The following is a 13936-nucleotide window of genomic DNA, read 5'->3' as shown; positions in this document are numbered from 1 at the left end:
CATGGGAGACACCCTTTTTGCGTTCAGAGTGTGGATAGCGCAGGTGGCACCTTGGCTTTGGCCAAAGCTTCTTTCTGTCGCTCAGCCAGAACATTCACATCGAAGCCTTCAATGAGTTCCTGGAACATCTGATGCCAGTTCAGACGAGCTCCCAGACGTAGGAAAGCGCTTCCCAAACCGATGGCCGAGCGATCCATCAGAACAAACTCGCGCGGCAGCTTCACACCGCCCGTTCGCTTCAGTCCATCATAGACCCGTTCCAGAACCTGCTTGGCTTCCGCCGGATCATTGCTCTCCTGCATGGAGCAGACCCGATCCGTCATGAGCGGCCGATAGAAGAAGCGTGCCCACTCGTTCAGAACTTCAGCCGTCTCACGTGACAAGCCTTCAAAGCCCCATTTGCTATAGGCGTGGAAGGCTTTGTCTTCATCGTTATCCCGAAGCGCCGCAAACAGATCCACAACACCTTCAACAAAGCGAGGGGAAAAAATGCGGACGGCCCCGAAATCCAGCAGGTTCAGACCGTAATCATCGCGCACGGTGAAATTGCCCATATGCGGGTCACCGTGGATGACACCATAGCGATAAACCGGTGTGTACCAGGCGCGGAACAACGCCCGCGCCATATCGTCCCGCTGTTCCTGCGTCGCCTCAGACGCCAAAACCGCCTTCATGCCGCGACCAGACACCCAGTCCATCGTCAGAAGACGCCCGGTGGACAGTTCCTCAATGGGTGCCGGAACGGTCACAGTCGGGGTTTCAGACAGCATGTCCCGATACAGGCGCAGATGACTGGCTTCCCGACGATAATCCAGCTCTTCCCGAAGCCGGTCAGACAGTTCGGTGTAAACCTCGTCCTGACGGATCGTTGTCTCAAACCGCTTATACACGCCTAGAGCCGCACGGAACTGCCGCAGATCAGAATCCACCGCGCCCTGCATGTCCGGATACTGGAGCTTGCAGGCCACTTCGCGTCCATCAACCAGACGGGCCCGATGCACCTGCCCCAGAGACGCCGCTGCAACAGCGTCATGACTGAAAGAGCGGAAGTTCTTTTCCCAGCCAGCACCCAGTTCCGCCGTCATCCGACGACGCACGAAGTTCCAGCCCATCGGGGGTGCATTGGCCTGAAGATGAGCCAGTTCTTCCGCATATTCGTCCGGCAGAGCGCCGGGAATGGTGGACAGAAGCTGAGCGGCCTTCATGAGCGGCCCCTTCAGATTGCCCAGCGAAGACTTCAGGCCTTCAGCGTGGACACCCTTGTCCGTCTTGATGCCAAGACGGTTTCCAGCCAGGCGCGCAGCGATACCGCCGACTGCACCAGATGTCCGAGCCATCCGGCGGAGTTCGCCCATCAAACCGGTATTATCGAGATCGCGCGCCATGGTATTTTCAGCCCTCCTGCTCGAGCTGATCAATCAGACCCGAGATCACATCCAGTCCTTTACGCCAGAAACCCGGATCCGTCGCATCAAGACCGAACGGAGCGAGAAGTTCTTTGTGGCGTAGTGTTCCGCCTGCTTCGAGCATGGTGCGATATTTATCAGCAAAACCGTCTGGCTGATCTTGGTAAACACCATACAGCGCATTCACGAGACAGTCCCCGAACGCATAGGCATACACATAGAACGGCGAATGCACGAAGTGCGGAATATAGGACCAGTAGGTGTCGTAGTCCGGCGTGAAGTGGAACGCCGGGCCGAGGCTGCGTTCCTGCACGTCACGCCAGATGGCACCAAGCTGTTCGGCTGACAGCTCGCCTTTAGCCCGTTCATCATGCACACGAACTTCAAACTGATAGAACGCGATCTGGCGGACTACCGTGTTCAGCATGTCCTCCACTTTCGCCGCCAGAAGATGACGGCGGCGCTTCGGATCAGTTTCCCGGTCGAGCAGGGACTGGAATGTCAGCATCTCACCAAAAACTGACGCTGTTTCAGCCAGCGTCAGAGGCGTCGCGGAGTTCAGATAACCCTGTTTCTGGCCCGCAAGGATCTGGTGCACCCCATGCCCAAGCTCATGAGCCAGCGTCATCACGTCGCGGGCACGGCCATGATAGTTCATCAGAATATAAGGATGGACAGAGGGTACTGTTGGGTGTGCGAACGCCCCCGAAGATTTGCCCGGCGCAGCTTCCGCATCAATCCACGGGTGCGTCAGGAAGCGATTTACCAGATCGCCAAGCGTCGGATCAAAACCCGTATAGGCATTCAGGACGATCTCCTTGCCATTCTCCCACGGAATAATCGTGTCAGCCACGCCCGGCAGAGGTGCGTTCCGGTCCCAGTGTTCCAGCTTTTCCAAACCGAGCCACTTGGCCTTCATCGCGTAATAACGATGGGAAAGGCGCGGATAAGCCTCATCAACGGCGCTGACCAGCGCGTCCACAACTTCGTCCTCGACCATGTTGCCACGGTTCCGGCTGCTGGACGGACGCGGATAACCACGGAGTTTGTCCCCGATCGCCTTGTCTTTGGCGAGCGTGTTCGTGATCATCGTCAGGAGACGGGAATTATCTGCCAGTACAGCGCTGATCTGCTCTGCTGCTGCGGCACGCCTGTCACGTTCAGCGCTCGTCAGAGTGTTGAAAGCCGCACCGAGGGGCTTTGTCTCTCCATCCAGCGTGACGGTCAGGCTGGCCATGGTTTCGTCGAACAGGCGGTTCCAGGCACTCCGTCCCGTTACGGACTTGTCCATCAGAACCTGCTCAACTTCATCCGAGAGCTGATAAGGACGGAACACCCGCAGATCACGCAGGAACGGCTGCCATTTAGCCATTTCTGGCGCCGCTGACACTTTAGCAAGAACGTCGTCCTCCAGACGGTTCAGTTCCAGCGAGAAAAAGAGCAGGTCAGCGGAAATGTCAGTGACACGCTCCTGAACGCCCTGCGTGAAGCGGCCCCAGACCGGATCTGTCGTGTGTGCGGCAAAACCCAGCTGGGCGAAGGAGCCGATGCGCCCCAGCCCTTCCTCGATCCGCTCATACTCTGCGAATGCCTTCGCCAGAGCGGCACCTTCTGCCTGACCGAGCTTGCCTTTCCAGGTTTCGCTGAAAGTCTTTGCCGCAACCGTCAAAGACTCGAAATCTTTTTCAATCGCAGGGTCTTCCAGCGACGCATAGAGATCGGACAGGTCCCAGCGGGGCGGCGTACCGCTCTCGGCAGGAGGAGCGGACGGGCCAGCAGGCGCGAAAGGGTGCAGACTGTTCATACCCTGAATTTAGACTGCTGAGCCGCCTGGTCAAACGGGTGCTTAATGACAAATCCGTAGTAATTGCAACCGGCAGATCCGAAAGCGCGGTTTCAATCTGCCAGACGCAACGCCGCTTCAAGATCTTCGATTGTATGCTGGCTAAAAACCTGGATGCCATTCTGCCGCAAGAGAGCTGCCGTTACCCCCGCACCGGCATGTTTATGGCCTGTAAAGCTGCCATCATAAATCGTCTGGCTTCCGCAGGACGGACTGCCCTCCATCAGTAATGCAAACCTGCATCCCTGCGTTTGGGCAACGTTGAGCGCGATGCGTGCACCGGCGACGAATTCATCCGTAACGTCCGCTCCGGAAGTATCCATGACGCGCGCTTCGCCCTTCAGGACATTTCCGCCTGCCTGACCCCCTTCTATCTCTGCCGGAGGCCGCGGCACAGACATACCGCCCGCCAGTTCAGGACAAACCACGATCAGTCGCCCCTCGTCCTGCCATTGTTGAAGCACAGGATGCAGAAGGGTTTTTGCCTTACCATCATATCGGACTGGTTGACCCAACAGACAGGCACTGACCAGAATTCTGTTATTCACAAGCGGCAATATCCTGCTCTTAATTCAAACCTTGAGGCATCTGCCCCAATACGAACGTCGCAAATTCATCCGGGCGGACATAGCTCTTAAAAGCATCACGAACGCTCTCCGGGGTCGCGGCCTGATAGGCTCTGGCAGCATCGTTCAAATGCTCCCAGCCAAGTCCGCGCAATATCAGATTTGCGTCCCTGCGACTGGGCGCCACCATGGTCGCGTTTGAGATAATCATTTCGCGGATCAGATGTGCTCTGGCCCTGTTCAGTTCCTCAACTGGGACTGGCTTTGCTGCCATGCTTTGCAGCTCTTGCAGAACATGCTGCCGCGCGACCTTCACGGAGCCCGGATCAGCCCCGAAACTCACACTGTAGGTTCCAAAATTTTTCTGGGCAAAGACCATCGATCCGACAGTATAAACATATCCCGTTCTGATCCGCAGATCCCGATACAGGCGACTGTCGGGGCCGTTGGTTAACATGGTATCAGCCAGCATCATGTTGTAACGCTGAGGATCATTCCATCCGTGGGCATTCGCCTGTGCGATAATCACCATATTCTGTGACCGAACAGGATCATTGACGGACTGGACTTCCGGAAGGGTACGCAATGGAAGGGCTGGCAAATCCACATCTGGCTTTGGTCCGCTGGCTTTCCAATCCCCAAAGGCCGCTGTGATCTTTCTGCGTGCCTCTTCGACGGAAATGTCACCAACAACTTCTATCGTCGTCATATCTGGCCGATAAACGGACGTGTAATAGGACAGCACATCCTCACGGGTCAGATCCGATAGTGTCTTCACGGTTTGCATGCGACGAGAGGGAAAACCTTCCGGCATCAATGTGTTCGTGATGCTTCTCTGAAAACGATAGGCAGGCATCTGCTCAGCACCTGCCTGCAGACGGATCATGTTCTGACGTATCAAATCAAACGCGTATTGGGGGAACGCCGGATGCAGTTCCAGGTCTGCCAAAATGGTAAGGGCGGCACCGAAATCCTGTGTCCGGCTCCGGATGGAAAAATTGGTCCCGCCTCTTGCAGTAGCTGCCAGATCATCCAGATTTTTCTCTAATGTCTCCCGGCCTCGTGTAACTGATCCGAACGAAAACAACTGACCTGTCAGGGCGGCAACGCCCTCTTTTCCGGTTGGGGCCTGCATGTCAGGGTCGGACTTTATGTACCCAAACAAAAACACCGTTGGACTGACATGTCTGGTTCGCACCAGCACCCGCAGACCATTTGGAAGCATGAAGTCTGCATCCGGCGCGACGTAGATTGGGGGCGCGGGAACGTTCTCAATCGGCTTGGCCCAATCAGGCAGCGGCCCCGTCGCGCCCGCCTGACCGCCAAAGGATTCTGCACCACCAAAGCCTTTTCCTGCTGGCGAAACTGCATGATCTGATGCCAGCATCGTCACCGCAACGGCACGTTCCGGATCCAGCAGTTTACGCGCCAGAGCATTGACGTCCTGCACAGTCACTTTCGCAAAACGATCGTAGACAGCATCGGGGCTATCGGCATTCTCTGCTGTCAGAGCGGCAGACCATTGGCTAGCGAGCCCTGCAATGGAGTTCTTTTCAAAATCTTTAGAGGAAAGCGCCCCTTTTTTCATACCCTCGAGCACATCCGCCGATACACCCTTGGCCCGAATTTCAATAAGTGTCGCCTTGAGAAGGGCCATAGCCGCCTTTGGGTCGCCTCCTCTGGGAATTGTCAGAGATGCTTGAACGGTTCCCGTGTGAAGACCCCGAGCGATACCCAAGTCCGCCGACAGCGCCTTATGTTGCAGCACCAATTTGTAGAGGGGCCCACGACGGTTCGAAAGAACTGCGTCCAATAGAACTGCAGCCGGAGCATCGCTATCGCGGAGAGTGGGTCCTCTCCAGAATAGCCCAACCCCATCGACCGCATAATTTGACTGCATACTCAAGGACTGGGGAACAACCGGTGCAACAGGAGCCTTCGGGCGCTCTGGAAGCGGATGTGCGGGAATAGACCCGAAGATCTGTTCAACATGCTTCAGGGTCGCAGCCGGATCGACATCTCCGACAATAACCAGAACAGCATTATTGGGCACATACCATTTACTGTAGAAATCTCGTAGGAGCTTCACGTCTGTCGCCTCGAAAGACGGCCGGGTTCCTAACGGCGAATAATCGTAGCCACTGTTTTCAAACAGAATAGAATTCATTTGTTCTTTCAGCCTGAAATTAGGGCTCGAAAGATCCCTGGATACTTCCTGCTCGATCGCACCCCGCTCTTTCGCCCAGAGCCCTGCATCCAGTGAGAGATGCTGCATCCGGTCAGCTTCCATATGCAGGACAACATCCAGATCCTGCGCCGGTATCAAACAGTGGTAACGAGTCAGGTCGGTTTGCGTAAAAGCATCGAACTGACCTCCCAGCGTTCCTATAACTGTTAAAAGCTGATTTCCGCTGAGCGTTGGCGTTCCACGGAACATCATGTGCTCAAGCGCATGGGCTGTCCCCGGAAAGCCTTTTGGAGCCTCAGCAGACCCCACCATATAGGTCAGTTGCACGCTGACAGCAGGGGCGATCGGATTGCGGACCACAACCACCCGCAAACCATTCGGCAAAGTTTCGCGCCCAATGTCTGCGCCATAAGCCGTTGAGCAGACCAGACCCGTGAGCAGGGAAATCGCCAGAAATGTCTTTTGAAAAATATGCATCGACATGACTTCATCAGTGTATCGGTCAATGTAACGTAACAGTTACAGATCCCAAGTCATGTGGATATTTTGTGACCCCACTCGGTGCGGGGATGCTGCCCTTGTGAAACAGTAGTCTCACAAGGGCAGCCATTTATTCAGTGACGAATGACTTCGTGGGTATTTTCGTCGTCTTCATCATCTTCGTCATCGTCTGGAGGACCAGCAATCTCGTCGTCATCCACGAGACGACGCGGATCAATAGCGCGCCAGTCGCGCTCCATGGGTGTCGCCCGATTGGCAACGAAGTCATCCAGTTCCGTGGACGACTTCCAGCCATCATCTCCCGCATCAACAACTTCCGCGTTCTCACCAAAAGCCATCCAGCTTTCCAGCACTTCACGACTTGTCGCACCGGAAACACGGCAGCGCTCAATACTGTCTCGCACATAGGCGCGGGCGTAAGCATTGGCGTGCATCAGGTCCATGAAGTCTTTTACGACTTCCACAGTATCGTCCTCAGATGCGCCGGAGAGATCGATGATCCTGACACTCCAGGACTGGCCCTGCCCGGCGGTTTCCGTTCCAGGGTTTTCGGGTTCGTCACTCATGAGACCTCCTGTTCGGCTTTTGCCTTGTTCAGCAGAAATTCACGCCCAACCTTGACGCGAAGCGTGCCGTCATAGGCCACGATGTCTGCCGTTGCATAGGTTTCGGACCAACGATCCGGAATAAAAGAGCCACTGCCGACAACATCAATCGGCGCATGAGCATCCCGCATGCTCGTGCACTTGGACACATTGAACCCTGACGACACCGTGATTTTCACCTTCGGAAAACCAGCCTCGTTCAGAGCTTCGCGCATCCGCCAGATTGCAGCAGCCGAAACACCCGTGCCAACCAGATCCCGCAGTTCTGCGTCAGAGCGGTAACGACGGATCGTGCCCGGCGTGTAGCGTTCCAGCACGGCGTAAGACGACTGTGGGTCCAACCCTTCCAGAAAGCGCCCACCATGCGTATCGAGGCGGACACTCAACTGCCCGGCAGCAGCTTTCTCCGGGAAACGTCGACACACTTCCAGCGCATCCGTCACTTCCTGCCCGAAATAGTCTACCAGAATGGTCAGGGGGTCATTCGGGTAGACTTCCGCATACATCTCGGCCGCCCGGAGCGTTGAACCGGCATAACCGATCAAGGCGTGCGGCATGGTCCCAAGACCATGCTCCTGCCCAAAGAATCCGGCCGTTGCATCGTTGGCATTGCCAATGAAACCACGCGCCCCTTCCCTCTGGGCCGCACGGGAGCCGACGGCTGCCGCATAGCCCATTTGTTCCTGCATCTCGAAGCCCGCGCAATGACGCGCTTCCATCGCCAGGAACGGGACTTCCGGTAATGCCATGGCCATCTGGTAAGCATTGTGGGCAGCCACGCAAGCAGCGCCCAGGCGTTGAAGGACGAGAGTTTCCAGAGGAGCCAGTTTTGTGAACGGGCCAGTCAGATACAGAAGCGGTTCACCCGCGCCGACCCACTGCCCTTCTTCATAAACTTCGCGGATATGGAGATCGAAACTCTGGGCCTTGGCCACATTCCGCAGCCAGGTCACTGCTATGCCACAGGCCGCAATGACCGGGCGACGGATAAAAACTGCATAGGTGACTTTCGCATCACCAAAATGTTCGACGATTTTTCGGGTTCGCCCGAAGTAGGCGTCTGTCCTGGATTCAATTGTTTTTTGATCCAGCGGGCCAATGGCACCGCTGGACTGTTCTAATGCGCTTTGAGAAACGGAAGAATTCATTCCTGCTTTCCTGCTCGTCGGCCTGTCAGTTCATGCGCAAGTAGAAACGCCATTTCAAGCGACTGTTCCGCATTAAGGCGCGGATCACAGAATGTTTCATACCGATCACCCAGATCAGCTTCCGTCAGACACTGGGCGCCACCGATGCATTCGGTCACATCCTGACCTGTCATTTCAAGGTGGATACCGCCCGGACGACGGCCTGCGGCTTCAAACACATCGAAGAAACCAAGCACTTCGCCCAGAATGCTCTCGAACGAACGCGTCTTGACCTTGCTGGATGTCGTGGTGGTGTTGCCATGCATCGGGTCGCAGAGCCATGTGACCGTACGACCCGTCTTGATGACAGCGTCAAGCAGCGGCGGCAGATGCTCGCGCACCTTGTCCTTGCCCATACGCGAGATCAGCGTGATCCGGCCGGCTTCATCGTTCGGGTTCAGGATTTCGAGCAGCTTCTCCAGATCCTCAACTGTGGTCGTCGGACCAACCTTGATGCCGATCGGATTCTGAACGCCACGCAGGAACTCGACATGCGCGCCATCCGGCTGACGGGTGCGATCCCCGATCCACAGGAAATGCGCCGAGCAATCGTAGTAGTCACCACTGGTGCTGTCGATCCGCGTCAGGGCCTGCTCATATGGCAGGAGCAGCGCCTCGTGAGAGGTGTAGAATTCCGTCTCATCAATCTGGGATGCGGCACTGTCGAAGCCACAAGCCCGCATAAAGGACAGCGTTTCATCAATACGATGCGCCAGATCCTGATAGCGCGCTGCGAGCGGTGAGCGCTCCACAAAGCCGAGGTTCCAGCTATGGACCTGATGCAGGTTTGCATAGCCGCCGTTTGCAAACGCACGCAGGAGATTCATAACGCCAGCGGACTGGAAATACCCCGTTTCCATGCGGGCAGGATCAGGAATACGGGAAGCCGCCGTAAATTCTGGACCATTGATGATGTCACCGCGGTAACACGGCAGCGTCACACCATCGATCGTTTCCGTATTGGACGAGCGCGGCTTGGCATACTGACCCGCCATACGGCCAATCTTCACGACAGGCACCTTGGCGGCGAATGTCAGAACCACAGCCATCTGAAGCAGCACGCGGAAGGTGTCGCGGACGATATCTGCGGTAAATTCGTCAAAGCTTTCCGCGCAGGCCCCACCCTGAAGCACAAAGGCTTCACCGCGGGATGCTGCGGCCAGACGCGTCTTCAGGCGGCGGGCTTCACCCGCGAAAACCAGCGGGGGATATCGATGCAGACGAGCCTCGACAGCAGCAAGCGCAGCTTCGTCTTCATAAGACGGGGCCTGGACGATCGGACGGGAACGCCAGCTTGCAGGAGACCATGACATCGTGTTGGTGGACGTCTGGGTCTTGGTCGAGGGGTGCATTGAATGCCCTCCGGGGGTCGGGAAGTGAACAAAATTGCGGGGCGCTGTTTATGGCTGAAAAAGCGCCGGGTTGATAGCGCGAAAAGTTAGATTGTAACGCATGGCACCTGTCTGCTGATGGAATGTTTCACGCACAGGGGAAACGCCATGCCACGCCAGCCGGGAAGCCCCACCCCAGACCACGACATCTCCATGCCTCAGATCAAAGCGCCTGACCGGGTCTGTCTTTAGCATACCGCCAAAAGCAAATCGGGCTGGAACGCCCAGAGAAACAGACACAATCGGAGACGCCAGGTCGTCTTCATCCCGATCCTGATGGAGCCCCATCTTCGCGCCCGCCTCATAGCGGTTCACCAGACAGGACGTGGGAGAAAAATCCGGAAACCCTGCCTCAACTGCTGCGGCTACAGCGATGTGACGAAATATATCCGGCATCTCCGGCCATGGATGACCAGTCGACGGGTCTTGCCGAACATACCGATAGCCGCGCTTGTCCGTATACCACCCACAGGCCCCGCAACTGGTCATGGCGACGGACATAGGCCGACCACCCGGCGTTATCATGAAGCGGAAAGGGGAAGCCTGAGAGAGGAGATGGACATGCTGCAACAGCTGTTCTGCAACGGAGTCGGCAAAGCCAGGGAGCCAGACCGCACCACTTCCAAGGTCCGTACGGCCCCGCATTCCAGCAAAGAGATCCTCCACGTCTTCCTCCTGCTCCAATAATTCGAGATGAAAAGAACTCTTGAACCTCAGCCCAAGCGGACCGATTATAAAAAAATATGCGGTTCTGCTTTCCATATGGTGATGGGGCCGTTGATTTCCATGAATTGGCTCAGGACCAGATCCCATGCTGCCCTCTTCCCACTTTTTCTGCCACGCCCTGCTGGCAACTGCTTTACTGGGAGGGGTGGCTCAGGCGCAGACTGCCACTTTCGGCCAGCCTTATGATGCAGCACCCTCGCAGAACAGCACTCAGTCCCAGGTGCCGGGCGCCGAACAGAAAGCCAATGGTGGCGAGCATTTCCGTGCCCGCGGTCATCGGTCCCTCCCGCCTGGCTACCAAGATGCCCCGAGCACGGAATTCGAGCACGGGCCAGATCCGGATCATGAAGCCGGTGTGGAGCGTGATAGCGTAACGGGCGCCAATCTTTCTAAATTCGGGTCGGCCTATCAGGGCAGCAACAACACCCAGTCTGGCCAGCTCGGTGATGCCACGGGCAACGGCTATGTGGCTCCACGCGGCAACGGCTGGTAAAACGAAACCAATCTCTGGCGCCGGGGTTCTGCTCTTCAGGATGCGGCTGGTATTATCCAGCCAGATCGTATGAGGAGCAGACTCCATGCCATATATTACTGCCACTGACGGAACGAGCCTTCATGTGAAGGATATGGGCGTTGGACGCCCGGTTGTTCTGATCCACGGCTGGCCGCTGACCGGCGACATGTGGGAAAAACAGACCCTCGCTCTTGTCGAAGCCGGCTACCGCGTCATTACCTATGACCGTCGCGGCTTTGGTCTCTCAGGCCACCCCATCAACTGCTACAATTATGACGTTCTGGCTGATGATCTTGCCGTCATTCTGGAACAGCTTGATCTATGGGACGCAACTCTCGTTGGCTTCTCAATGGGCGGCGGCGAAGTGGCCCGCTATCTGACACGGCACGGCCGAGCCAGAATTTCCAAGGCCGTCCTTCTGGCATCCATCGTTCCGTTCCTGCTGAAGACCGCCGATAATCCTGATGGGGTGGATATCTCCGTCTTTGACGGTATCAAGCAGGAAATCCGACAGGATCGTTTTGGCTTCCTGAAGAGCTTCCTTCCAGGTTTTTATGGCACAACGATGCTGCACCATCCGGTCAGTGAAGGCGTGCTCGACTGGTCCTTCACGCTGGCCAGCATGGCGAGCCCAATGGCTACGCTCGATTGTGTGGATGCCTGGGGAAAAACGGATTTCCGCGGAGACCTTCAGTCCTTCACCATTCCGACGCTCATCATCCATGGAACGGCTGACTCGGCAGTCCCGGCCGATATCGCCGGACGCCGGGCTGCCGATATGATCCCTGGATCGATTTTCCGTGAATATGACGGGGCGCCACATGGGCTGTTCCTGACCCATGCCGAGCAGGTCAATGCAGACCTGCTGGAATTCCTGGCGTCCTGACCTCCCGGCTCAGGTCGTTGCCCTGAGAAATGCCCTGCTGGTCGGCAGTTCTGACTGCACGATCAGCAGGGAACCAATCGCCAGAACCAGATCATGGCGAATGGACGGGTCCTGAGACGCCCGCTCAAGGGCATAAAGCTCTGTCAACGTGGGCTCAATTGTTGCGGCTGTATGGGTAAGCGGTAATTTCCGACGCAAGAGATTTCGGATCAGACCATCCACGGCTGCCACAGCGGTCTCCGGCAGGCTGCCATGCTGGGCCAGCTTGCGCAGCATCAGCACGTTGCGTCCCACTGTCATGACCGAGAGAGTGCCACGTAACATTTCCTCCGCACGGTCACTCTCCAAAGAGCCAGCGAAGCGAACCGCACGTTCCATGCTCTGCGTGCCATCATTGATCCAGACATATTCGTCCATCACAACACCCGGCAATGCCAGTCGCCGCAGACTGCGCTTGAGCTGATAGCGAAGAACTTCCGCGGCCCGACGCGGCGTAAATGGCAGAACCGCACGGAAGATGACCACACCGGCCCCCAGACCGAGCAGCAGCGCAATGGTCGTATTGAGCCATGATAGCTCATCCATACGCCCCTGATTGTCCATGCCGAGCAGGAAGGGAAAGAACGTGCCGTAAGACGCCGCCATCACAGCCGTTCCCGGATTCCGGGTCGCAAGACCGCCGAGCATCATGAAGAAGCCCACTGTCAGACAGAAAAACGCATAGCTGGCTGTGACCGGCATCACGACAAAGACGGGAATGACACTGGCGAGTGCCGCGAAAACGGCTCCGTAGAAGAACGCTGCGCTGAGCAGGACGGTATTTTCGAAAGTTGCAAAACGGGCACAGACCACCGCAATGAAGGTCAGGAAGACGCTTCCCTGCGGCCATGCTGTCACTTCCCAGACATACGCCCCGAAAAGAAGTGCCGCCATGGTCCGCACCCCGTTTCGGGCAGCCGCTCGCCAGTCCGTATTCCGGGTCAGGCGATGACGTTCGGAAATCGGGGCACCATCTACGCTGGCGCGATAGGAGCGCAGAGTTTCGCAGAGGTCCGAAATCATGACCTCCACACCCGTCAGAATGATGCCTTCGTTTAGGGAGTCTTCATCGTCGCGCGGTAAAACGGCCTGCATTCGCCCCCGGCATTCCGCGAGTAGCGCCTCGGTCTGGACAAGGGCCGCAATACCGCGACGGTCACTTTCCAGACGCGCAGGCAGTCCTTCAAGGGCAACGCCCATATCGTGAAGAAAAGGAAGCAGTGCGTCTGGAATATGAGACACGGACGTCATACGCGTCTTAAGGCCCAGTCCGCGCGACAGAACACGCGCCACGAGGCCCAGCGTTACATAGGCGTGTTCGACTTCGTTACCCTGGCTGCGAATTTCAATCCGAGAAAACTCAATCTGATCGCTGGAAGCCTGAAGCGATCCCATGAGGGCACAGAGCGTATCTGTGGCGTTGGCTTTCTGGTTCAGAACATCCGTCAGGGCACCACTGGCTTTTGTGAGAATAGCCTGTAACCGCTTTCGCAGTTCTTCCCGGGCGCGGTCTGCCACATTGGGAACGAACACCATTCCCATGACCGTCTCGCAGATCACGCCCAGAAAAATGTATGTTCCGCGCGCCATGGCGATATTGAACACATTGTCCGGCTCTTTGACGGCGCCAAGGGCAATGATGGTGCAGGTATAACCGGCAAGAACGAGTGCATAGCCTCGGAAGTTATGCGTCAGGGTGGCAAACCCGGCGCAAAGCCCGACCCAGATCGCCAAAGCGGGAAGAAATAGCCAAGGGTATTGCGGGAACATTCCCATCAGGGCGATGGCGGCAACCATGCCAACGACCGTGCCGACAAGACGCCACCGACCCTTGGAAATACTTTCTCCACGGGAATTCTGGGCCACAATCCAGACCGTCATGGCGGCCCATTGTGGCTCACCAAGCTCCATCCACAAGGCAATGGCCAGGGCCAGCAGGGAGGCAATCGTCGTACGCAGGGCGAACATCACGGACGTGATGGACGGCGCAAACAGCCAGCCGAGTTTCACGCCTGCACCTGCCCTGTTATGTGATGGCTCATGATCTTCAGGGGCGGCAAAGGATCGTCATGAGCCATCGGAGT

At 56.8% G+C, this 13936-nt stretch carries 11 protein-coding genes; 2 read left to right on the top strand and 9 right to left on the bottom strand.

Translation table 11 applies throughout. From position 1 onward, the window contains the following. Nucleotides 1-23: 23 nt before the first annotated feature. The 8 genes from KP702_RS02695 to alkB all read right to left on the bottom strand — a co-directional run bounded on the left by KP702_RS02695 (nucleotide 24) and on the right by alkB (nucleotide 10353). A complete protein-coding gene (locus KP702_RS02695; RefSeq protein ID WP_202206553.1) occupies nucleotides 24-1385 on the bottom strand; it encodes an AarF/ABC1/UbiB kinase family protein in 1362 nt (453 codons plus the stop codon). A gap of 7 nt (nucleotides 1386-1392) precedes the next feature. Further along, a complete protein-coding gene (locus KP702_RS02690) occupies nucleotides 1393-3210 on the bottom strand; it encodes a M3 family oligoendopeptidase (protein ID WP_215768463.1) in 1818 nt (605 codons plus the stop codon). Nucleotides 3211-3302: 92 nt separating this feature from the next. Next, nucleotides 3303-3797 (bottom strand): DUF523 domain-containing protein, encoded by a 495-nt coding sequence (locus KP702_RS02685; RefSeq protein WP_215768462.1) that lies wholly within the window; start codon nucleotides 3795-3797, stop codon nucleotides 3303-3305. A 19-nt stretch (nucleotides 3798-3816) separates the two neighbouring features. Further along, nucleotides 3817-6486 carry a pitrilysin family protein gene (locus KP702_RS02680; RefSeq protein ID WP_202206550.1) on the bottom strand — a complete coding sequence of 890 codons (2670 nt, stop codon included), beginning with the start codon at nucleotides 6484-6486 and terminating at the stop codon, nucleotides 3817-3819. Between the two features lie 131 nt (nucleotides 6487-6617). Then, nucleotides 6618-7070, bottom strand: coding sequence for a hypothetical protein (locus KP702_RS02675; protein ID WP_202206549.1), 453 nt, complete (start codon nucleotides 7068-7070; stop codon nucleotides 6618-6620). Continuing rightward, the gene (locus KP702_RS02670) at nucleotides 7067-8257 is read right to left on the bottom strand and encodes a nicotinate phosphoribosyltransferase (RefSeq protein ID WP_202206548.1); all 1191 of its coding nucleotides are present in this window, start codon (nucleotides 8255-8257) and stop codon (nucleotides 7067-7069) included. The genes KP702_RS02675 and KP702_RS02670 overlap by 4 nt, the downstream gene beginning before the upstream one ends. Then, entirely contained in the window at nucleotides 8254-9648 is a 1395-nt protein-coding gene (locus KP702_RS02665) for a class II 3-deoxy-7-phosphoheptulonate synthase (RefSeq protein WP_202206547.1), read from the bottom strand. Before KP702_RS02665 ends, KP702_RS02670 begins: the two co-directional genes overlap by 4 nt. Before the next feature lie 48 nt (nucleotides 9649-9696). Continuing rightward, nucleotides 9697-10353 (bottom strand): DNA oxidative demethylase AlkB, encoded by a 657-nt coding sequence (alkB, locus tag KP702_RS02660; protein WP_202206546.1) that lies wholly within the window; start codon nucleotides 10351-10353, stop codon nucleotides 9697-9699. A gap of 145 nt (nucleotides 10354-10498) precedes the next feature. On the opposite strand from alkB, the gene KP702_RS02655 reads away from it, so the two are divergent. Next, nucleotides 10499-10906 (top strand): hypothetical protein, encoded by a 408-nt coding sequence (locus tag KP702_RS02655; RefSeq protein WP_202206545.1) that lies wholly within the window; start codon nucleotides 10499-10501, stop codon nucleotides 10904-10906. Nucleotides 10907-10991: 85 nt separating this feature from the next. Continuing rightward, the gene (locus tag KP702_RS02650; protein ID WP_202206544.1) at nucleotides 10992-11813 is read left to right on the top strand and encodes an alpha/beta fold hydrolase; all 822 of its coding nucleotides are present in this window, start codon (nucleotides 10992-10994) and stop codon (nucleotides 11811-11813) included. A gap of 9 nt (nucleotides 11814-11822) precedes the next feature. On the opposite strand, the gene KP702_RS02645 is transcribed toward KP702_RS02650, so the two are convergent. Beyond that, nucleotides 11823-13862: an FUSC family protein gene (locus KP702_RS02645; protein ID WP_215768461.1), complete on the bottom strand. Its 2040-nt coding sequence runs from the start codon at nucleotides 13860-13862 to the stop codon at nucleotides 11823-11825. Nucleotides 13863-13936 lie beyond the last annotated feature (74 nt).

Source organism: Gluconobacter sp. P5B12, assembly GCF_018812035.1.
Lineage (GTDB): Bacteria > Pseudomonadota > Alphaproteobacteria > Acetobacterales > Acetobacteraceae > Gluconobacter.
The sequence above is the reverse complement of the archived record's forward strand: the minus strand, read 5'-3'. Positions and strand labels throughout refer to the sequence as shown.